The sequence below is a fragment of the Vibrio sp. MA40-2 genome (assembly GCF_047302445.1).
Lineage (GTDB): Bacteria > Pseudomonadota > Gammaproteobacteria > Enterobacterales > Vibrionaceae > Vibrio.
In genome coordinates this window covers 2,849,333-2,869,603 of record NZ_CP178628.1, presented here as the reverse complement: position 1 = coordinate 2,869,603, position 20,271 = coordinate 2,849,333, and the positions used below count along the sequence as shown (strand labels likewise).

The 20,271-nt window shown below is 40.0% G+C and carries 18 protein-coding genes and 3 pseudogenes; 7 read left to right on the top strand and 14 right to left on the bottom strand.

Annotated features, from left to right (window positions below; genetic code table 11):
- Positions 1–2: 2 nt before the first annotated feature.
- Together ACLKML_RS20380 and ACLKML_RS20375 are read right to left on the bottom strand one after the other, a co-directional pair.
- Positions 3–194: pseudogene (locus tag ACLKML_RS20380) on the bottom strand (type I methionyl aminopeptidase); the annotation flags it as partial.
- Entirely contained in the window at positions 187–411 is a 225-nt protein-coding gene (locus tag ACLKML_RS20375) for a ParD-like family protein (RefSeq protein ID WP_413284275.1), read from the bottom strand. The gene ACLKML_RS20375 and the pseudogene ACLKML_RS20380, both read right to left, overlap by 8 nt.
- A 574-nt stretch (positions 412–985) precedes the next feature.
- On the opposite strand from ACLKML_RS20375, the gene ACLKML_RS20370 reads away from it, so the two are divergent.
- The gene (locus ACLKML_RS20370) at positions 986–1,825 is read left to right on the top strand and encodes a hypothetical protein (RefSeq protein ID WP_413284767.1); all 840 of its coding nucleotides are present in this window, start codon (positions 986–988) and stop codon (positions 1,823–1,825) included.
- A 10-nt stretch (positions 1,826–1,835) separates the two neighbouring features.
- Positions 1,836–2,315 (top strand): hypothetical protein, encoded by a 480-nt coding sequence (locus tag ACLKML_RS20365; RefSeq protein ID WP_413284766.1) that lies wholly within the window; start codon positions 1,836–1,838, stop codon positions 2,313–2,315.
- Between the two features lie 258 nt (positions 2,316–2,573).
- Here the strand turns inward: ACLKML_RS20365 and ACLKML_RS20360 are convergent.
- From ACLKML_RS20360 to ACLKML_RS20350, 3 genes and pseudogenes are all read right to left on the bottom strand, one after another.
- Positions 2,574–2,720: pseudogene (locus tag ACLKML_RS20360) on the bottom strand (type II toxin-antitoxin system HipA family toxin); the annotation flags it as partial.
- A 68-nt stretch (positions 2,721–2,788) separates the two neighbouring features.
- Positions 2,789–3,003 (bottom strand): annotated as a pseudogene (locus ACLKML_RS20355) (hypothetical protein).
- A 519-nt stretch (positions 3,004–3,522) separates the two neighbouring features.
- The gene (locus tag ACLKML_RS20350) at positions 3,523–3,945 is read right to left on the bottom strand and encodes a DUF3010 family protein (RefSeq protein WP_413284765.1); all 423 of its coding nucleotides are present in this window, start codon (positions 3,943–3,945) and stop codon (positions 3,523–3,525) included.
- A 609-nt stretch (positions 3,946–4,554) separates the two neighbouring features.
- Here ACLKML_RS20350 and ACLKML_RS20345 point away from each other — a divergent pair.
- Positions 4,555–5,511: an isopenicillin N synthase family dioxygenase gene (locus ACLKML_RS20345; RefSeq protein ID WP_413284764.1), complete on the top strand. Its 957-nt coding sequence runs from the start codon at positions 4,555–4,557 to the stop codon at positions 5,509–5,511.
- A gap of 3 nt (positions 5,512–5,514) precedes the next feature.
- Here ACLKML_RS20345 and ACLKML_RS20340 read toward each other — a convergent pair whose 3' ends face one another.
- On the bottom strand, positions 5,515–6,363 hold the full coding sequence (locus ACLKML_RS20340; RefSeq protein ID WP_413284763.1) for a MurR/RpiR family transcriptional regulator: 849 nt from the start codon (positions 6,361–6,363) through the stop codon (positions 5,515–5,517).
- Between the two features lie 232 nt (positions 6,364–6,595).
- Here ACLKML_RS20340 and murQ point away from each other — a divergent pair, with 232 nt between their 5' ends.
- Entirely contained in the window at positions 6,596–7,516 is a 921-nt protein-coding gene (murQ, locus tag ACLKML_RS20335) for an N-acetylmuramic acid 6-phosphate etherase (protein WP_413284762.1), read from the top strand.
- A 10-nt stretch (positions 7,517–7,526) separates the two neighbouring features.
- On the top strand, positions 7,527–8,969 hold the full coding sequence (murP, locus tag ACLKML_RS20330) for a PTS N-acetylmuramic acid transporter subunit IIBC (protein ID WP_413284761.1): 1,443 nt from the start codon (positions 7,527–7,529) through the stop codon (positions 8,967–8,969).
- A 156-nt stretch (positions 8,970–9,125) separates the two neighbouring features.
- Here murP and ACLKML_RS20325 read toward each other — a convergent pair whose 3' ends face one another.
- The gene (locus tag ACLKML_RS20325) at positions 9,126–10,250 is read right to left on the bottom strand and encodes a M14-type cytosolic carboxypeptidase (RefSeq protein WP_413285947.1); all 1,125 of its coding nucleotides are present in this window, start codon (positions 10,248–10,250) and stop codon (positions 9,126–9,128) included.
- A 371-nt stretch (positions 10,251–10,621) separates the two neighbouring features.
- On the opposite strand from ACLKML_RS20325, the gene ACLKML_RS20320 reads away from it, so the two are divergent.
- Positions 10,622–12,262 carry a methyl-accepting chemotaxis protein gene (locus ACLKML_RS20320; protein ID WP_413284760.1) on the top strand — a complete coding sequence of 547 codons (1,641 nt, stop codon included), beginning with the start codon at positions 10,622–10,624 and terminating at the stop codon, positions 12,260–12,262.
- Positions 12,263–12,518: 256 nt separating this feature from the next.
- Here ACLKML_RS20320 and ACLKML_RS20315 read toward each other — a convergent pair whose 3' ends face one another.
- The 4 genes from ACLKML_RS20315 to ACLKML_RS20300 form a co-directional block, all read right to left on the bottom strand.
- The gene (locus ACLKML_RS20315) at positions 12,519–13,196 is read right to left on the bottom strand and encodes a DUF3047 domain-containing protein (RefSeq protein WP_413284759.1); all 678 of its coding nucleotides are present in this window, start codon (positions 13,194–13,196) and stop codon (positions 12,519–12,521) included.
- A 17-nt stretch (positions 13,197–13,213) separates the two neighbouring features.
- Complete coding sequence (locus tag ACLKML_RS20310) at positions 13,214–13,585, bottom strand: hypothetical protein (protein WP_317715354.1); 372 nt, start codon at positions 13,583–13,585, stop codon at positions 13,214–13,216.
- A 115-nt stretch (positions 13,586–13,700) separates the two neighbouring features.
- Positions 13,701–14,807 carry a S1 family peptidase gene (locus ACLKML_RS20305; protein ID WP_413284758.1) on the bottom strand — a complete coding sequence of 369 codons (1,107 nt, stop codon included), beginning with the start codon at positions 14,805–14,807 and terminating at the stop codon, positions 13,701–13,703.
- Positions 14,808–14,955: 148 nt separating this feature from the next.
- Positions 14,956–15,435: a hypothetical protein gene (locus ACLKML_RS20300; RefSeq protein WP_413284757.1), complete on the bottom strand. Its 480-nt coding sequence runs from the start codon at positions 15,433–15,435 to the stop codon at positions 14,956–14,958.
- A 293-nt stretch (positions 15,436–15,728) separates the two neighbouring features.
- Between ACLKML_RS20300 and sseA the strand changes: the two genes are divergently transcribed.
- On the top strand, positions 15,729–16,577 hold the full coding sequence (sseA, locus tag ACLKML_RS20295) for a 3-mercaptopyruvate sulfurtransferase (RefSeq protein ID WP_413284756.1): 849 nt from the start codon (positions 15,729–15,731) through the stop codon (positions 16,575–16,577).
- A gap of 76 nt (positions 16,578–16,653) precedes the next feature.
- Here the strand turns inward: sseA and msrB are convergent, their stop codons facing one another.
- The 3 genes from msrB to ACLKML_RS20280 all read right to left on the bottom strand — a co-directional run bounded on the left by msrB (position 16,654) and on the right by ACLKML_RS20280 (position 20,067).
- The gene (msrB, locus tag ACLKML_RS20290; protein WP_413284755.1) at positions 16,654–17,796 is read right to left on the bottom strand and encodes a peptide-methionine (R)-S-oxide reductase MsrB; all 1,143 of its coding nucleotides are present in this window, start codon (positions 17,794–17,796) and stop codon (positions 16,654–16,656) included.
- Between the two features lie 265 nt (positions 17,797–18,061).
- Positions 18,062–18,979 (bottom strand): pseudouridine-5'-phosphate glycosidase, encoded by a 918-nt coding sequence (locus ACLKML_RS20285; protein ID WP_317715349.1) that lies wholly within the window; start codon positions 18,977–18,979, stop codon positions 18,062–18,064.
- A complete protein-coding gene (locus ACLKML_RS20280; RefSeq protein WP_413284754.1) occupies positions 18,973–20,067 on the bottom strand; it encodes a PfkB family carbohydrate kinase in 1,095 nt (364 codons plus the stop codon). Before ACLKML_RS20280 ends, ACLKML_RS20285 begins: the two co-directional genes overlap by 7 nt.
- Positions 20,068–20,271 lie beyond the last annotated feature (204 nt).

The following is a 20,271-nucleotide window of genomic DNA, read 5'->3' as shown; positions in this document are numbered from 1 at the left end:
TACTGCCCCTTGCTTGCTGGTCGAGCTTTGAGGTCATCAACGATATATTTTTCAACAAAGTCGTTGATATCCATCGTGGATAGACCTGGCTTCATGTAAAAGTCCAAAGCTGTAAATACCTTTGCTAACAACCTTCCAGATTCTCTCATTAGCTCGATTTCTTCACGACTTTTGATGGAAACTAGACTAGTCATTAGTAGCCGCCTCATTGTTTTTGATATTTTCTGCCGATACTGAAGCTGATGACATTAACTCTGAAATTAACTGGTTATATGTAAAGTTCGGATGCAACTCTGCCATCATTCCAACCTTTATCCAAAACTCTGCTTGAGAGTTGATAGAACGATGCATGGCACCACTAGCTTTTCGAATCTCCTCGTGAAGACTCTCTGAAATTTTTACGATACCCATAGACACACATAATATATATAACGTATACGTATTATATACACTTCATATATTACTTCAATCTTGATTTACTGAAGAAAATCACACAACACTGTCGCTACTCAGTAGCTTGTTAGAAAGGAAAAGTCATGAGGAATACGCAAGAAGCTGCATGTTTAATATAAATTTTTGCATAGAGTAATTTTGGTACGAGAATAGAGAGTGACAACTTCTGTCCATTTCCTTCTATCTCAGGCACTGCGTTCAGCGGTGCCTGATTGCGTTTTGAGATACGAGAAGTTATTCAGGGCTGACTAAATTAGAAGAACCACTGACACGCCTTTGTCCAGAGGCTTCTCAGCACGAGCACCTAGGGTTCGCTTCAGCTATCTCGGGCTGAAACATAGCTACCCCCATTGTGCTTTAGAGGTTCCTGTTAAAAAGAGAGAAACAAGTTATGCTGTGACCTAGTGCTTGTTTCTCTCGAAATGCTCACCTCACTAGATATCATTTTAATTGCATATTTGTGACAACTGTAGGTTTCAAGCTGGGTGAATAAAGTGCTAAGTTTGGTTAATCATTATACAGGGAGGTACTCATGATTGACGATACTAAAGGAACTGAAATGTTTAACGAAATTCAAACAAATCTGTTCTCTAGGATGAACCCAGCATCGACTCAGGTTGATTTTTTTGAATACATGTTTACGACTTATTTCACACAAGAAGATCTCGATAAAGTCTCCAGCATAAACCTTATTGACAATGGCAAATATACCCCAAGTAGGATTGTGGCAGGTGAGCAGGGGGAGTCGGTTACTTTAATTCAGCCAGATATTAAAATTTCAAAAAACAATGGCAGCGGCAATTTGAAAGTTGTTCGTCTGTCACGAGAGTTTTACCATAAAGTCTTTGAAATATTTAATGAAGAATACTGGGTTATTAACCTTTGGATAAATGTATACGAGGCTAACAAAAACTTCGAACTTGGCAGAGAGGTTGCTCGCGGCTTTATCTTGAATTCAATCTACAGCGTAGCAGAATATGCAGCAGGCAAGTCAAGCGGTCAGTTAACAATAAGCGGCATAAGCAAGGTTTGCCCTGCACGAGATAACTTCTATAAACGAACACTATCGAAACCCCAGATAGTATCGAGAATGCGAGAGCAAACCCTACCTAAATTCAAAGCCCACACCAGAAGAGACAAATCAAAGGATGATGAAGAACTACTTGTTCAGTTCATCAAAAATGTTGAAAGCAATTCAGTCACAAATTACGACCTTTCATCCTTGGCACCATTGTACGATACAGTAAAGATACTCAATGATAAGGTGCTTAGGCAATCCCTTGAGGGTTCTTTCGGCCTCCTATTTCGCCCGTACAGAAAGCATTTAAGAAAGCCTAAAGCACGCGAAGTTTTTAAACCGATTAGTTCGTGAGACTTTCGTTATGCATAAACAGATTGTAGACTTTTCCAAACACTCAATGATTACAGTTTTTGCAATATTTGCATTCGTTTCAGAGACTGTACTCACTTCAGTCAATCTATATGTGCTTGTTTTTTACTTTGTTGCTATAGCTTGTTCAATAATGGCGTTTTTCTGTTCTATGCTAGTCAACTACACCCCCATTCTTGATGCCAATAAATATGCAATTGCAGCCGAAGCTGCCAAAGTTAGAAAGAAGAATGTTGCGTACGACCCTTCAAAGTTAAGTGAAAGGTCATTGATGTTGATTGGGTGGTTCAATTTAACTCAAAGTTTAATGTCATTAGTCGCGGTTTTGTCCTTGGCGGCAAGCCTAACATTTCTTATGAAAGACAATTACGACTCACGCAACGAAGTTAGAAAAATAAAGGTTGTCCCTTGTTCCCAGTTTGCCCCTTATCCTCCTGCCCTAGATGATGAAATGTGTGTTAAGTTGAAATAATGATTTCTGTGCACACAAGTATATTTTCATCAGCCTTATCAAAGGCACGACACTTACGCGATGAATAGCACAGGGAGGACTAGCAGGGAAGTTATACATAGTATATTGGGTGAGTAAAAGTGGTCACTACTATGTAGGTCACTTGAACGGTTTTCTTTAGAAATATTTATCCGAGATCTCACAGGAGTAAGGAAGTCGTAACAAGGTTTTGTCCAAAAATGGTTTATAAATTGCTAAAGATCGCCTCTGCATTTGCCATTAAAGAAGCTCACTCATTTCTGGCACACTGTCGGTTTGCGCTAACAAGTATTCGCACTCTGTTTCGGTGAGTGAGACACATAGTTCTATATGTTCACGTTCCCCATCATCGATTCCTTGAGCTTTGGTAAGTCCACTCAGTTTCTGCTCCGACAGGAAGAATCAAACGACCAATTTTGGTATTCGTACCGATAAATACATCTAACTGTTGTAACTTATTCATACCAACCGTCCTCATTGCTTCTCACGCTGTTTTCAGCTTGGGAGGTTATTTGGTTATGTGGACGAACCAATAGGTTTAAGTCGATAAGGCGTAACGACAGCCTCTATCGGTGCGCTTTGAGCGAATGGCACTCCCCAGGGTTTCCATACTGAACTCGGTATTCAAATCAGGCATAGGTTGTACCTTTACCCTCTTACCTTTTTTCATAAGTGCCTTTTAATGTACTTTATCAATATTGGTGTCGTCTTAATATATAAGTTCACTATAACTCACTTTTGTAGGGGCTGTATAAGAAATTATCTATAAGTACAATTTAGGTTACTTATGCTTGGTTTGCGAGTTCAATACCTCTCTTGGAACGATTTACAGATCCAGTTTCGGTTGAATAAAATCGATACAAGCAGAATGTGTGAAAATTTCAGGGCGAGACAATATTACTCGGTACGAACATTATATTCATATGAAAAAAGTGGCTTAAGAACTCTCCAGTATTAGTGGATCATTACATGTTGACGGAGCGATATAATGCCAGTAGCCATGTAATGACTGAGGCGTGAAACATGAAAGTGCCGCGTTAACGTAACCGCCCTATGAACCTATGAGGCCAAACTGCTAGTGTTTTATATTCCAAAGTAGTAGTGCTTTAAAAGTCAGTAAATAGTGCGCAAAAAAAAACCGATAGACGCTTTATCGGTTTTTTAGACACGTTCATATTGGAGCGTTGTGCTACTTCATGATACAGGCGTAGGCCACCATAAATGCAGGCTCTTGATACTGCTTTAAACCTGTCTCTTGAAAAGGCACTGGGAGTGGGGTGTGCTTTAGACCCTCTTTGATTTCTGCCGCAGAGATAACATCTACCTTAAGTCCATCAATAAGCTGAATAGCCGCTTCCAACTTGAAACCCACTGCACCACCAGCAAACTTACCTTTGGTTTGGCGCTGACGGATCACAACACGCTCAACCTGATAATCTTGCATCAGCTTTGCAAATGAGAATTGAAAGTGCTTCATCTTATCGGTGTCATTAGCATCGCCAATGGAAACTTTTGCCACGCGACAGTCAGGGATATTAAATACACCATCAGACAGGGTTAGTAGACTGAGAATCGCATCATTACCACTAAGTTCAACACCACATATTTTCATTTTATTACCTTGTTATAGATGAGTAGCAGAGTATAGGAGTTGTCACCAAATAGTACCACCCCAAGGTGCTCCTATATGTCTTTATAAGTGTAAAAACCTAAAGGTAAAGCATGCCTGTTCTGTACCATCAAAACTAGACGCTAAGTTAAGCGATCTAGACGGCCTGTCGCGATTTATTCACTATCAATATAGAGCCTAAACTGACAAAAAAATGTCCAAAGGAGGGGGGGCTGAAGCCGATCACGGCAAACACACATTTGTCCACAAGTGTGTCGACGGAGCGATATAATGCCTGCGGGTTCTAAATGACACTTTATGGTTTCAGCGACAAAGGCATTGTAACGTCTGATAATGCTAAAGGTAAGACGGGGTTACGCTTGAGGATAACTAAATTGGCAGTGTCCAATATGGTGAAAATTTTGAGACTAATGAACTTAAACATTACAGATTTAAAATCCCACTCTTGAGAATTAATTCTATCTAATTGAATTATAATGACTTTAAAGTAACTGTCTTTTTGGTCAGGTTTTTGCTTAACTTTGTCTTAACAATTAGATAATGGGCTCACCACAATAAGGAGGTGAAGTTCATCGTTGCAAAGGAACGTGCATGACCCTACCTATCATAGATATTTCTCCCTTACAGTCCGACGATCGTGAAGATTGGAAACCCGTTATTACGCAAATAGATGCCGCGTGTCGAGATCTTGGTTTCTTTTATGTGGTAGGGCATGGTATTCCTCAAGAGCAATTTGATCATATTGAATATACCGCTGACCAATTTTTTGGATTGCCAGTAAAAGAAAAACAAAAAATATCTATCGAAAATAGTAAAAATCATAGAGGGTGGGGGAGACTTGCTGCTGAAAAGCTAGATCCAAATGGACAAGCAGATTGCAAAGAAACGTTTGATATGGCGCTTGATCTTTCACCCTTTCATTCTCAGGTAGAACGTTGTCCTAAGCTGTATGGTCCAAATCAATACCCTGAACTTTCAGGTTTTGTCCAATCTGTTAATCAGCATTATACCTTGACGTTAGATGTGGGCATGAGAGTACTTAAAGCAATGGCCTTAGCACTTAACGAACCAGAAGACTTCTTTACGAAGTACTTTCGACTTTCAGTTTCGGTATTGCGGCTCTTGCACTACCCGAGTCAGAGTCAAGTCACAAATGGAGCTGGGGCACATACTGACTATGGATGTATTACATTACTTTACCAAGATAATAGTGGTGGATTACAGCTACTAAATAAACAAAACCAGTGGATTGATGCGCCACCTGTACCCGGCAGTTTTGTCGTAAATATTGGAGATCTAATGCAACGTTGGACCAACGACATCTATCGGTCGACTCAACATCGAGTTTCAAATCCTATATCCGGAAAATCAAGGTTTTCTATGCCATTTTTTGTTGAACCGGACTTTGATACGCCAGTTGAAACGTTAACTTCTTGTATAGAGCAGAAACCAGGTGAAGGTGGTTACCCATCGATTACTGCTGGTGAATGGATTATCTCCTGTTTTGAGGGAACCTATGAATATTTACGTGAGCCTGAAAATGATTAGATGTCAGCTTAAGAGCTTGATATGAGACGCAATATCTTGGATCATCTCTTGTCCCGAATCTCCTCGATGTTTGACTAAGCTAATGAACAGAGCATCAGTTATTACGTTTTGTGCTGTACGTGCAATCATTGATGACGCTCTGTGTTGCAGTTCATCGGCAATGGTGTCTAAACAAATGTCGGCAAGGTTACGTAATTCACTAGGAATGGGCGATGTTAAAGCAATAACTAGTACGCCCTTTTCTTTTGCTGCTTCCACTGCTGCATTGATCTCTTTAGTTTCTCCCATAAAAGAAATGACAATCTGTACATCTTCTGGAGAAAGAGTCCGTGCAATTCCGATTTGGACATGGCTGTCAAACTCTGCCGTTACTGCTATACCCAGTTTTAATAATTTATAGGCGAGGTCTTTTCCAGTTAAAGCTGAACCACCCATTCCAACAATATGAACGCGTTTCGCTTTATCTATTAAGTCCACCACACGATCAAACTCTGCGTTAGCTATAGCATTACTCGTTTGAAAAATCGCTTCTGATTTTGCTTTAATGAGTTTTTGGATGATAGTGGAAGTGGAGTCATTGTTGGCAATATTAGTATGCAGAGGAGCATGTTGTATGGCACTTTTTCTGCTCAATTCTTCAATCAAGCTTCGTTTGAATTGACTAAATCCTGCAAAACCAAGTTTTTGGCTAAATTTAATGATGCTCGATTGGCTAACGTTAATTTGTTTGGCGAGTTCTTGACTGGTTAATGGGATGACTCGGCTCGGTTCAGTGATGATCCAATCTGCTATTTTTTTGCCATTGGCAGACAATTTTTCTCGACTAAGTAAAACTTTATGTGTGACCGACATCACATTTCTCCCGGTGAGGTAGCTTTATGTATTCCGTTTGATTGAATTTTTATTCAACCCATTTATCCCAGTAACGCAATTGAGTGAGAGATAATTATCATACAAATAATACATTAACCCAAATTATTCCACTAATTACATAATTTGGAATAATTTATACTGTGACAATCGTCACTATTTCAGTTGATTTAATTCCATAGGATTACCAACAAATATTTTTTAAGGAAGAAAAATGAAGCTAAATATTGACCATTTAGTTACCGAAATGCGCAACTCATCCAGTGAGAAAATCGATACTCTCTCGACTATAGATATGCTGAAGGTGATAAATAATGAAGATAAAACAATAGCACATGCAGTTGAAGAAACCTTGAGTGAGGTTGCTACAGTGGTTGATGCTATTAAAGCCGCTTTTGACAAGAATGGCCGTTTAATCTATTTAGGTGCGGGCACATCAGGTCGATTGGGTATTCTAGATGCTAGTGAGTGCCCGCCAACCTTTGGCACACCTGCTGAACAAGTGGTTGGTCTGATTGCCGGAGGGCATACCGCCATTTTTCGAGCGGTAGAAAATGCTGAAGATTCGCCAATTCTTGCGGTAGATGATTTAAAAAACCTCAGTGTTAATCAAAATGATGTTGTGGTGGGAATCGCATCAAGTGGACGCACGCCTTATGTTTTAGGAGGGATGGAGTATGCAAAAACTCAGGGGGCATTTGTTGCATCTATTGTGTGTAACCCTCAATGTCCAATGATCGACGCAGCAGACGTGGCGATTGTTCCGGTTGTTGGCCCAGAAGTTGTTACAGGTTCATCCAGAATGAAAGCGGGAACCGCACAGAAAATGGTACTGAATATGCTAACCACAGGAGCAATGATTCGCTCAGGGAAAGTGTTTGGCAATTTGATGGTTGATGTTGAAGCTACCAATGCAAAGTTGGTTCAGCGTCAAGTGAATATTGTGGTAGACGCAACCGAATGTACTGAAGATGAGGCTGAGGCGGCCCTGCAAGCATGTGGACGACATTGTAAGACGGCCATTTTAATGTTGCTGGCTAATTTAACAGCGGATCAAGCATCAACACTTTTGATTGAAAAACATGGATTTATTCGTGCTGCATTAAATAGCGATGCAGCAAAAAATAGTTATTAAGGACATTACTATGGCGAAAATTAATACAAATATAATTAGCGACATTCTTGCTGCCGTTGGTGGAAGAGCAAATGTTGTGAAAGCAGGTAATTGCATGACGCGATTACGCTTAACTCTCACCGATTTCAGTCTAGTTGATAAAGCAAAGTTGAATGCAATACCTGCGGTAATGGGTATTGTGGAGTCGGATCAACAACTACAAATTGTGGTGGGACCGGGTAAAGCTCAACAAGCTTCTGAACTGATGAATGAGTTATTGAGCGGAAGTTCTCATGAAGCCTCTACTTCAGAACAAGACTTAGACGTTATTGCTAAACAGAAAAAGTCTCAAGTTAAGAGTAAACAAACCAGTGGGGTACAGCGTTTCCTAAGTAAATTTGCGACTATTTTTACGCCGCTTATTCCTGGCTTTATCGCTGCAGGCCTACTACTTGGATTGGCTACTTTGATAGAGCAAACTATGGTTGTAGGGCAAGAGCCAAGCGAATTTATGGTTAGCTTAGTTGCCTATATGAAAATATTTGGTAAAGGGCTGTTTGCATTTTTAAGTATCTTAATTGGCTATAACGCTCAACAAGCCTTTGGTGGGTCTGGAGTGAATGGGGCGATACTCGCATCGCTATTTGTGCTGGGTTACGATGCTGATGCTACTTCTGGCATCTATTCAGGTATGAGTGATTTCTTCGGTTTTGCTATTGATCCTCGCGGTAATATCATTGGGGTATTACTTGCGGCAATAATTGGAGCGAAAGTCGAGCGTCTGGTACGTAAATATATGCCTGATGATCTCGATATGATACTGACTTCAGTGGTCACACTGCTCATTATGGGAGCCGTCACTTTCATTGTTATCATGCCTGTTGGTGGTGTGTTATTCAAAGGCATGTCTTGGTTATTCTTAAACTTAAATGATAATCCTTTAGGGGCAGCAGTGTTAGCTGGGTTATTTCTTATTTCCGTTGTATTTGGTATTCATCAAGGCTTTGTTCCTGTGTATTTCGCTTTGATGGAAACACAAGGGTTTAATTCTTTGTTTCCTATCTTAGCAATGGCGGGTGCAGGGCAGGTTGGCGCATCATTAGCACTTTATTGGAAATCAGAAAAATCATCGGTACTACGTACACAAATTCGCGGTGCTATTATTCCTGGGATTCTTGGTATAGGTGAGCCTTTGATTTACGGAGTAACCTTACCCCGTGTGAAACCATTTGTTACCGCTTGTATTGGCGGGGCAGCGGGTGGTTTCTTTATTGGTCTGATTTCTTTACTTGGTTTTCCCGTTGGTTTAAATACCGTGTTTGGTCCTTCAGGAGTAGTGGCTATCCCTTTAATGACCTCTAATGAGGGGATTTTCTTAGGTATGGCTGTCTTCATTTGTGGATTGATCATTTCTTACATTGTAGGTTTCTTTGCAACTTTAGTCTTTGGTACCAAAGATATCGACTTGAGTTAAGATTATAATTACTCGATAGTAAATTTAAGCGAAAGCGTCAAAATACGTATCTTTAAAGAAATAAGATGTTCTAAAGATAAATAAAAACCCACAGCGAAATACTGTGGGTTTGTTCTGTAAAGGCTAAGACTTTTTAATAAAACTAGATTATTTTGTTTACAATTTACCTACCGTAGCCCAAACAGCCGCTAACATATCATGGCCAAATGCTGCACTACGCTCTGGTGACCAACCGTAAAGTTCATCGGCATGACTGATGTGATCCTTAAATGGCATTTCGACAGTGTAAGATAAACATTTAAATTGTTCTGCAACCCAGTTTGAACCTACGGTTAGGTTCGCTTTGCCTGGTTTATCTTTGTCGTAACCGACAGAATCTTGGAATTCAGGTGTTATGGTTAGTAAGGATTGCTTAAAGTGATTTTCTAACTGTGCAATTCGCGTGTTGTAAGATGGAATACCTTCACTACCTGCAACAAAATTGTACGGGATAGCTTCATCTCCGTGGATATCAAGGAACATATCAACACCTGTTTCCAGCATGCGCTCTCTGACAAGGTAAACTTCGGGGCTGCGCTCCATGGAAGGAGTCTGCCATTCCCTATTTAGGTTTACGCCAATGCCATTGGTTCGTAAATGCCCTCGAATACTACCGTCTGGATTCATATTAGGTACAACATAAATCATTACCTTATCGAGTAATGAACGACCAACTGTATCTGTTTCATCAAGTAGTCGCTGTAAAAGTCCTTCGATAAACCATTCGGCCATTGTTTCACCTGGGTGCTGGCGACCAATTACCCAAATGTTTTTCTTTTCAGGGCTGGGTTCACCGATGGTTAGCAAGCTAATATCATTGTTATCTAGTGTCTGTCCCAATGTTTCTAACTTGCACGAAGGATGTATTTGCGCACTGTGCAAAAGGTCTTGATGCCTATCGTATGAATAAGGTGCAAAATAAGCAAAATACACGGAATCTTGCTCCGGAATGAGTTCAAATGTCAGTGAGTTACCATCAAATGTAGCTGGAATACGGATCCACTCTTCACGATCATAAGAAACAACTATATCGTAACCCTCCCAGCCTTCAGGATAAGCCGAAGTTGCTAAGTCACTAATTGTGAAGTGATGTGGTTTGTTAGCTTCGGTTTCTAGGCGAAAATGAAACCATTGTGAAATGTCGGTTTGGTTATCTGCAGGAATAGTCAGTTGAATATTTTGTGGTGAATCTGCTGAAACCACGTGAATGTTGCCGCTTTCGAAGTTGCTGAAAATTTTCATTGTCATTAATATCTTGTGGTTGAGTGAGTATGAGAAGACTAGCACACTTTTTTATTGAGGAACTACTCGCAAGCCTTTTCCTATCTATGGTGTACAGGTTGTAATTGCATAATATGACCAGTATGCAATCCAATATGTCATTTTATTTATTCTGTGAATGAGTTGGTATCTTAGTGGAAGGTAAACAAATAAAACAGTATATTGATGCCCTCGTCTCTATTGAGCGTATTATTAGTATAAATTACAAAATAAAAACTAATAAAAGACCAATGTTGGCCGCTATATAGTGATGCTTAACATTATTGGTAATGTTTAAAGTAGGAATTAACTCGGTGTCATATTGCCGAATGCCTTGCGACTGGGAGTAGCGCATGAATTTTTTATCACAATTGAAAGTAAAGACCCGTTTGGCTATTGGCTTTGGCATATTAGTTTTCTTAATGATGCTGCTAACTATATTGGGTATTCAAAAAGTTAATTTTATCGATGCTACATTGTCAGAAGTTACCGATGTCAATTCAGTAAAACAACGATATGCAATTAATTACAGAGGTAGTGTACATGACCGAGCGATTGCCATTCGTGATATAGCTATTGCTCGCAACCCACAAGAGATAAATGAATTAGAGAGAGAAATTCATCGCTTAGAGCAGTTCTATATTCAGTCAGAGCAGTTAATGCAAAAGATGCTCAGTAGTAATGTTTATTTTACACAGCAAGAATTGACAATTCTCAACAAAATTAATCAAGTAAAACAATCTACTCAACCATTGATTGAAAAGATTATAGAGCAGAAAAAACAACAACATGTAATGGTTGAGACCGTACTCGATCAAGCTCGTCCTGCCTTTATATCGTGGCTTAATAACATCAATGAATTTATTGATTATCAAGAAACATTAAATCAACAGTTGACTCCGGAAGCTAGAGCGATGGCTGGAGGGTTCCAAAACTTGATGCTAGTGCTGAGTGGGATAGCATTAGTTATTTCCGTTATTGTTGGCGTTGTAATAGAAAAGAGCTTCCGTCGAACACTTGGAGGTGAACCTCATGAAGCGCAGCAAGCAATTCAAATTATGGCTAATGGAGATTTAACTCGCCAATATTCTGATCGCTCAACAGGCAGTATCTTAGATTCTTTATCGGTAATGTCCAGTAAGCTGATTAATATCGTTAATAATATTTGTGGGGCTTCGAATCATTTAGCGCAACAAGTGGAAAAAGTGTCATCTGGCTCTAGCCAAGTGCTAAACACTGCGCAGCATCAAGCTTCGTTAACACAAGAAATGGTGGTTAAATTAGAAGGGATGAAGGCGAGTATTGCTGAGATTGATCATATTGTTAATTTATCGGAACAGAATTCTGTAGCCACTTCTGAGCACTCTGTAAGAGGACGAGAGTTAATTATGTCTGTAGTCGAACAGATGGAAGATGTGACCGCAGCGGTAAATGGAACGGTATCTCAGGTTAAGGAGCTCGAAGCGAAAACTGCTGATATTGGTGGCATCGTCAATATGATCAGTGAAATCTCAGATCAGACTAACTTACTCGCTTTAAATGCCGCAATTGAAGCGGCTCGTGCTGGTGAAACTGGTCGTGGTTTTGCTGTTGTAGCCGATGAAGTTCGTAATTTAGCCCAAAGAACTGGAGCAGCAACAACCCAAATTGAAACTTTGTTGAAAGAAGTGCAAACTCAAACAGTTGTAAGTGTTTCTGCAATGGAAAATACTCAGCCAAAGGTCGCGCAATGTAAACAAAACACCTCAGACGCAAGCGATATTCTTGTTGGTATTGAGCAACAAGCGCAAGATACATTAAATGGGGTTAGAGATATTGTGGCGGCAACGCATGAGCAAGTTACGGTGGTGAGTGAAGTTGTTACGGCAATGAATTCCATATCAGACATGTCAGATGAATCGATTCAATTGAGTGAGAATAACGAACTTGCAGCAAAAGAATTAGACCGATTGTCCAGTCATTTAAAACAAGAAGTATCTTACTTTAAGATTTAATCTCAACTAAACCTGAAATAGCCAAAGCAAATACATTCTCGTTAAAATAGAAAGTCTATTAAAACCAGAATTTATTTGCTTATTTTGCTGTGCTCTATTGGGACATGTTCTTATTGGGACAGGCACTTTATGGAAGGTATTAATTCAACGCCAACATATTATTGCAGACAATTTGTACTTTATTAAGATGCCTGTCCTTATAAGGTAAAGCACAAAAGGAGCCTGTCTTATAAGGTACCTCTTTTAAAATAAAGAACTAATTGGCGGTAAAGGTGATGTCGCCGTAATAGGCGGTGACGGTTTGATGGCTATTATCCGTATCTGTCATAATGGCGGTTACGTCGATATAACGGTAGGCTTTTTCATTCTTTTCGGCGCTGCCTTTGTCACCGAAATTAGTTATTAGATCCTGATATACGTTGCGCTTTTCAGTATACCAATGCTTCGGTGTGGCGTTTTTACCTCGTACAGCAAGCATCTTTGCATTATCTACGTAAGCATTGTCCCATTGGGTTTGCTGTGTTTGATTGGAAGACCAGACGTAGTTTAAGGCTTGAGTTTTCCATACTGTCCAGCCACCATCTATAATTAGGTAAATTCTTGCAGCGTAATCATCGCCTTGCTTTGTTTGCTCATCTAGACCGGTTAATTTATTTTCAATACGCCAAGACCAGTTAATATAAGGCGTTTGAAAAAGATCTATTCGCTTTTCTAACGCTAATCCAGAAGCACTATCGATACTGGTTGCTTTAAGTACGGTACGAGTTTGCTCTTGGACGAGTTGATAATCTGTGTTTCCACTGAAAGACTTCGATTGCCAATGTGATAAATCGTGGTTGGAAAACTCGGTAACGTTGCTTTCAGTGGTTTCAGCTTGTAAATTTGACAGGCTAAATAGCATGACCATGGCCGTCAGTGTGAAATTTTTTTTCATTTTTGAGTACGTCGCGATTATATTTCTTTCATCGCAGACACTACAGAAGGGTCGTTAATTAGATTAAATAGCATGCTCTTGGCCGAGGCTCTTTGTGCATCAGACAGTACTTTATTTGGATTTTCTCTGCATTGAGTAAGAATATTTTTGATGAATTTGCTATTAGTCCCAGATAGCTCATAAACAAATCGAAGTGTATCGAGCAATTCTGTTTGGGATAAGCTGTAAACTGCCATTTCGCACTCTAATTTGTCCATCGCAAGAAGGTTATCGACGACTATTTTTCGTTCTGCTTTAAATTTTTCACTGGCTTCATAGCTATTGATTAAGGCTTGGACTCGTTCTGCTATAGCGACTGGTACTTCCATTGTTGTTGTTTTATATGTCATTTCGTGTCCTTGTTGATTTTTGCTGATATTGCCTGTGCTATTGCTGCATACTTTATACTAAGTGTATTAGAGCTAACATTTTCTGGCTAGGTTTGATGTTTGTATTGTAGCAGTCTTATTGCAACAGTTGAGCATTGTGAACAACTTTTTTTCGAAAGAAGATTAAAACGGCGAGTAAAATTATGCTGTAGAAAGAGAGACTGCCACCACTTGAAGATGATGAATCAGTAGTACTGATATTATCGCTATTGTTATTGCTTACGCTATTATCATAATATTGATCTCTATCCTCGCTTGTTACTGTGTAATCTGGGGTTTCATTTCCTTGTAAAACACTGGTTATCCAACTTTCATAATCGGCGACTTCAGTAAAAACCGAGGTGTCATCACTTGATGCGTTATAACATCCCGTCCACCCATAGCTGGTTATCCCCACTTGAACGTAATTGCTGTTTGAATCTGAATCGCTTGTTGTTGAGTTAGCATCCCAATATAAAGGCCCTCCAGAATCACCTGAACAGGTCGAGTTTCTTACATTGGTGGTGCTGTCGTAGCGTCCAGACATACAAAGCTGAGAATCATTTAGGTTATCAAAATCGCAGTAGTCTTCAGATTGATATTCTAGTGTCGTTTGCAATAGTGTTTCTTCGTCACCGGTTTCGGTTAACCCGTGTCCAACTGCAATAAATTCTGTTCCATCAACACGATAGTCTATTGCATTAGTTTGCGATGCACGCGTGGCATAATCGCTTGAGTTAATGTTCATTTCTTCTGCTAGTTTTATTATCGCGATATCGTTGGGCCAAGAGGTACTATCGTCAGATGACGAGTCAACGTAACCACTGTGCACATAGAATTCAGATGCTCTAATTACGTCAACAGTGCCATCTAGAAATTCACTTTCATCTTCCATTTGAGGAACGACAGACGTGTAAATAAGATAATCTTCATTCAAATTACCTTCACCATCATATAAGCAATGAGCAGCGGTAAGAACATGCTGACTATCAACAATCGACGCGCCACAATACAGTGAATAAATACCAGAGTAATCCACAGCGTCGTAATAGAGTGTCGCGATTGATGGCCACTCTCCATTGCTACCAGTACTGGTGGTTTCGCCATTGTATATTAAAGAAGAAACATTAGAGGATGCTAAAGCTACTTGATTTACATTACACCAAACAAGCAGGGCAGTAGTTACAATAGACAATGTGCGCATATAATTTGATTAACTCAACTGAATAAAATTATGACTCTTCATCATAGAATGGAATTGTGAAGTAAATTTGGAGAAAATTCCCACTGGCCTTTTGCTAAGCGTATTGGTTGTTATCAAACTATCGACGATTGAGAGATAGAAGAAAGACTTAATCTGACGGATAAGAGGAGCTCAGAGTCACAGCTATGGTCGCCAGTACTTCATCGGCACATAATATGGTGATGCTTTTAAAGTTAGCCAAAGGCGTTTCTAATTGATAATGCACCTTAGTCGGTGAAATAACTTGTATTGAGGCTTGGTTGTGAGAACGTTCTGTCGTCAGGCTCAGGCGCAAGTTCGGTGGCATGGCTCTGTCGGTAATCCCCTCAGTCCAGTTGACTTGATAGGCAGGAGAAGGAAGATCAACTTCCCCCGTGATGCTTAATTGATAACGATTGTTTACGTTAGTAGATGGAGTAATTATGGCACTCCAGTCTCTAGTAGCATAAACCGAACACTGCGTTTTTTCCTGAAGTGAAGACGTAGTCGGTGCCGCGATCGTGCTACTTTGCTCGACACTATTTTTACTTGAAATATTTTGGCAACCCATAAGGCAGAAAGTTAAAAATGTGATTGGTGTATAGTTCATTCTATTCGCCTTAGATCTGAAATTAAACAAGTGTGCATAGTAATTACATGCTGCCGTACAAGTAAAAATATCAGCGTTAATGATGATATCGTCCAAATAAGAGACTCAATACCGTTACTATCATAACAATTAGTAATGATAGTAACTAATACTTATAGCAATTCATAACCCAAGTAATCTATAACTCGACCAGTTAATAACAACAGCAAGTTGCTTTGTTTTATGCCTAATTTTGTTATGGTATGGCATTACTCATGGATATACCTCATACGAGGTCATTTAAAGGAAAATTGATGGATTCATTACCGTTAGACAACTCCGTGGTGGAGGTTGAGTGGCTCAAAACACATATAGATCACCCAGATTTAGTCGTGTTGGATGCAAGTTGGTTTATGCCTGGCATACAGCGTGATGCGAAAGCCGAATGGCAGACATTGCGTATCCCAAATGCGTTGTTTTTTGATTTTGATACTCTGATATGTGATTTAGATTCTGATTTACCACATATGTTGCCTTCTGAAGATCATTTTTCTCAACAAGTCGCTAAAATGGGCATCAATAACAAGCATAGGGTTGTTGTTTATGACTCACATGGCCTATTTTCTGCACCGCGTGTTTGGTGGATGTTTAAAGTGATGGGCCATGAACATGTTGCTGTTTTAAATGGTGGTCTACCGGCATGGTTAGCAAATTCTGGTGCTGTAGAAAATACACCAGCTAAAACACGCTTACCGAGTACCTATCAAGCGAGATTATGCTCAAATTGGATAGTTGATAGTGAAACTTTACTTGGGCAAATAGAAGATTCAAATATTGCTATCTTAGATGCTCGAGCGCCTGAGCGTTTTAATGGGCAACAGATAGAACCAAGGCCAAATGTAAGAAGAGGGCGTATACCTAATTCGAAAAATTTACCGTTCGTTGAACTAGTTGAAGATGGATACCTGAAACCTGCCGCACAATTGAAAACGAAATTTGATCAAGTTTGTACGTCAGAACAATCGTTAAGTTTTTCATGTGGTTCTGGTGTCACGGCGTGTATTTTGGCATTGGCGGCGACTCAATGTGGAAAAAGCAATCTTGCTGTTTATGACGGCTCGTGGGCAGAGTGGGGGGCTCGTCACGATTTACCTATTATTTAAATCAATGTTTTTGTTTAAATAAACGTTATAAGGCTCTGGTTAATATCTAACCAGAGCCTTAAATTTAAAAGACTGCTTATCCTTCAAATAAGTAGGAATAGTCTGCGTATCCTTGTTGCGCTAATTGTTCTGCAGGAACAAAACGAAGAGAGGCTGAATTCATACAGTAGCGTAATCCTGTAGGCGCTGGACCATCCTCAAATACGTGGCCAAGGTGCGAATCACCAAATCGACTGCGCACTTCTGTTCGTGGGTAAAAGAGTTTGTAATCTGTCGTTGTGACAACGTAATCTTCAGACAATGGCTTGGTAAAACTTGGCCACCCAGTACCAGATTTATATTTATCAGTAGAGGAAAATAGCGGTTCACCTGTCACTATATCAACATAAATACCTTCCGCTTTATTGTCCCAATATTCATTGTGAAAAGGACGCTCAGTTTCGTCATTTTGAGTGACTGCATATTGTAAAGACGTTAGGTTTTTACGAATTTCACTATCGCTCGGCTTGCTGTATTGCTTAATGCCAACTTTTTGCGCCTTAGCATCGATCATTTGGCGTAAAGTCACTGGGTTTTTGGTTCGATCTTCGCCAAATAGTGCATCTAAGTATTGATCACGACCCGACGCATGACGGTAATAGCCATAACGAATGTTGCTCTTTTTGTAATAATCCTGGTGATACTCTTCTGCTGGGAAGAACTTAGTATATTCAATTAGCTCAGTTGCGATTGGTTGTGGGTAAATGTTGGCTTCATCCACCTCTTGAATAAACTGCTCGGCTATTGCTTTCTGTTCTTGAGTATGGAAGAAAATAGCAGGACGATATTGAGGGCCTCTATCAACGAATGAGCCTTTATTATCGGTTGGATCCATGTGCCTAAATAGATAATCAATTATTTGTTCATAGCTCAGAACATCGCCGTCATAAGTCACTTGAACGACTTCAATATGACCTGATGTGCCAGATGAGACTTGTTGATAAGTTGGATTATCAAGTTCACCACCAGCATAACCAGAAACAACGTCGACTACGCCATCCAGTTTTTCAAAATCAGATTCAGTACACCAGAAGCAACCGCCTGCGAGTGTGGCGACTTGGCTATTTTTTGGCATAGTATGGGTATTTTCTGCCTTAGCAGAATGTTCTGGCATGATACTCAATACCAATACTGGTAATAGCACGGCAAAAGAGAGTAACCATTTCGATAATCGCTTCATGTCTTTCCCTTTAAAAGGTTAATAAATTTGTGTAGTTATATAGACAGGAACAACAGTAAAAAACTTTCAATTTTTTTTAAATAGAGGTATGTGCAGAGATAATACGTCATAGCGATAAGTAAATAGAGGATATGGTTACATACTGGTCACGCTTGGTTGTGATTTATTGCTAAGGACTTTGTTAGTTGATGACGATGGTTTTTTTTAGTCAAATAGAACATAGAAGGACAGCCATCCCTATTAAAACAGAGATGGCTCGATTGAATTACAGCTTGCTATATTCGATGGCAATTTGAGCGCCTAAACGGGCGTTATTTAATACCAATTGAATATTAGAATCTAAGCTGTTTCCACCGGTTAACTCGCATACACGAGCCAATAAAAATGGAGTAGACTCTTTACCAAAAATACCTTGTTGATCGGCTTCTTTAAGTGCGGTTTCAATCGCTTGATTAATAGTGTCGGTAGGCATGGCGTATTCAACAGGGATTGGATTCGCAATAACTGCACCACCATTTAAGTCCATCTCCCATTTTGCTTTTAACGCTGCCGCAATTTGGTTAGCGGTATCGAGACGATAATCAATCCCGTGTTCACTTTCGCGAGTATAGAAAGCAGGTAAACTGTCGGTTTGATAGCCGATAATAGGAACACCTTGAGTCTCTAAATATTCACGAGTTAGAGATAAATCAAGTATTGATTTTGCCCCGGCACAGACAACAGCAACGTCAGTATTAGCCAACTCTTGTAGATCAGCAGAGATATCCATAGTTTCTTGTGCGCCACGGTGTACGCCACCAATTCCACCCGTAGCAAAGATTTTTATGCCAGCCATCGCAGCAAGAATCATTGTGGCCGCAACAGTAGTCGCTCCATCTTTTTGGCTAGCGACGATAAATGGGATATCTCGGCGACTTACTTTAGCAACCTCTGATCCTGCTTTACCTAAGTAATTGATTTGTTCTTCAGTTAAGCCTACTTTTAAACGTCCTTCAATAATCGCAATAGTAGCCGGAACCGCGCCTTGCTCACGGATGGTATTTTCTACTAACAGTGCCGTTTCAACATTTCTAGGGAAAGGCATACCGTGAGAAATAATGGTGGATTCGAGAGCAACAACAGGTTGATTGTTTGCTAATGCTTGGGCAACTTCTGGTTGAATATCTAGGTATTTCTCTAACATGTGATGGTTTCCTTTAATAAGCGTTTAACCGCTTTTTCAGACATGGTTGAATTAATCGTATTATCGGCAGTAAGTGCTAATCGTGCGGCACCTAGAGCAAATTCGACAGTGTCGGACCACTGCCATTGTTTTAAGTGACCGTGCGCTAGTCCTGCCATTAAGGCATCTCCTGCGCCGGTAACATTGTTAACTTGTGTTTGTGCTGGAGAGATAAAGTTCGCGCCCTGATGATTACTTGAATACGCGCCTTTACTGCCAAGGCTAATTAAAAGCTGCTTTATTCCTTTGTTATGTAATATATCGGCGATCTTTTCTAAATCAGATGGTTGTTGCATCGTGACTCCAGAAAGTAATTCAGCTTCTATCAAATTAGGTTTAAGAGTGTGCACTCTATCTAAAAAAGGCAGTAATTTAGGGGCTTTTACTGATGACACGGGATCGACAAAAATGGCAGTGTCGCTATGTATATCAAATAAGTAATCTAGCGCATCTGGGCTTATATTTGCATCAAGAACAATGGTTGAAGCACGGTTGATAACCCCTTCTCTCTGGCGAAGTTGATCGGAACTCAGGTTGTCAATTAACTTCATATCATTGAGAGCGAGTTGCATTTCTCCATCGCTATCATGAATGGATAAATAACTGCTAGACGTCGCTCCGGCAATGGTTAGGCAGTTATCAACATTGACGCCTGCTTCTCTGCAAGCGCTTTTTAACTGCTCTCCCCAGACATCATCGCCCATCACACCAATAAATTGGACAGAGCTACCTAAGCGACCAAGGTTATCAGCAATATTACGAGCAACGCCACCTGCACTACTAATTAATTGACCAGGATTAGAATCGCCTTGAATTAAGTTGGATGTTGAGCGACCGCATAAGTCCATATTGGCGCCGCCTATCACAACGGCATACTGATCTGGGCTAATAATATATCCCTTGCCCTGAATAACCCCTTTTTTGGTTAAATTCATTATATGCCCAGCGACGGCACTTCGGCTTAGCCCTAATTTGGTCGCAAGATCTTGCTGAGCGATCATAGGTTCATTGCGTAAAATATCGAGTATTTGTTGTTCTCTTTTTGTCATAAACATATGTCCGTCATGCAAACTTAAGTTTGTATAATAGCGCTAGTTTTAGATGTATGTAAAGAAAAACGCAAACGTTTGGCATTGATCACGAAATGCTATGTAACAAATTTTTTCTTTGCAAAAAGAGCTCGAAAAAAGCTAGCGAAAAAGACATGCCATTTATTCGTGGTTGAAATCTATGCTAGATCGCTGAGATGCAGA

Excerpts from the sequence above, each read along its gene's own strand:
- ACLKML_RS20280 (WP_413284754.1), bottom strand. The coding sequence starts at position 20,067 with ATGACAAAAAGAGAACAACAAATACTCGATATTTTACGCAATGAACCT.
- ACLKML_RS20375 (WP_413284275.1), bottom strand. The coding sequence starts at position 411 with ATGGGTATCGTAAAAATTTCAGAGAGTCTTCACGAGGAGATTCGAAAA.
- sseA (WP_413284756.1), top strand. The coding sequence starts at position 15,729 with ATGGATTCATTACCGTTAGACAACTCCGTGGTGGAGGTTGAGTGGCTC.
- murP (WP_413284761.1), top strand. The coding sequence starts at position 7,527 with ATGGCGAAAATTAATACAAATATAATTAGCGACATTCTTGCTGCCGTT.
- msrB (WP_413284755.1), bottom strand. The coding sequence starts at position 17,796 with ATGAAGCGATTATCGAAATGGTTACTCTCTTTTGCCGTGCTATTACCA.
- ACLKML_RS20315 (WP_413284759.1), bottom strand. The coding sequence starts at position 13,196 with ATGAAAAAAAATTTCACACTGACGGCCATGGTCATGCTATTTAGCCTG.
- ACLKML_RS20345 (WP_413284764.1), top strand. The coding sequence starts at position 4,555 with ATGACCCTACCTATCATAGATATTTCTCCCTTACAGTCCGACGATCGT.
- ACLKML_RS20285 (WP_317715349.1), bottom strand. The coding sequence starts at position 18,979 with ATGTTAGAGAAATACCTAGATATTCAACCAGAAGTTGCCCAAGCATTA.
- ACLKML_RS20340 (WP_413284763.1), bottom strand. The coding sequence starts at position 6,363 with ATGTCGGTCACACATAAAGTTTTACTTAGTCGAGAAAAATTGTCTGCC.
- ACLKML_RS20320 (WP_413284760.1), top strand. The coding sequence starts at position 10,622 with ATGAATTTTTTATCACAATTGAAAGTAAAGACCCGTTTGGCTATTGGC.
- ACLKML_RS20300 (WP_413284757.1), bottom strand. The coding sequence starts at position 15,435 with ATGAACTATACACCAATCACATTTTTAACTTTCTGCCTTATGGGTTGC.
- murQ (WP_413284762.1), top strand. The coding sequence starts at position 6,596 with ATGAAGCTAAATATTGACCATTTAGTTACCGAAATGCGCAACTCATCC.
- ACLKML_RS20350 (WP_413284765.1), bottom strand. The coding sequence starts at position 3,945 with ATGAAAATATGTGGTGTTGAACTTAGTGGTAATGATGCGATTCTCAGT.
- ACLKML_RS20370 (WP_413284767.1), top strand. The coding sequence starts at position 986 with ATGATTGACGATACTAAAGGAACTGAAATGTTTAACGAAATTCAAACA.
- ACLKML_RS20325 (WP_413285947.1), bottom strand. The coding sequence starts at position 10,250 with ATGAAAATTTTCAGCAACTTCGAAAGCGGCAACATTCACGTGGTTTCA.
- ACLKML_RS20305 (WP_413284758.1), bottom strand. The coding sequence starts at position 14,807 with ATGCGCACATTGTCTATTGTAACTACTGCCCTGCTTGTTTGGTGTAAT.
- ACLKML_RS20365 (WP_413284766.1), top strand. The coding sequence starts at position 1,836 with ATGCATAAACAGATTGTAGACTTTTCCAAACACTCAATGATTACAGTT.
- ACLKML_RS20310 (WP_317715354.1), bottom strand. The coding sequence starts at position 13,585 with ATGACATATAAAACAACAACAATGGAAGTACCAGTCGCTATAGCAGAA.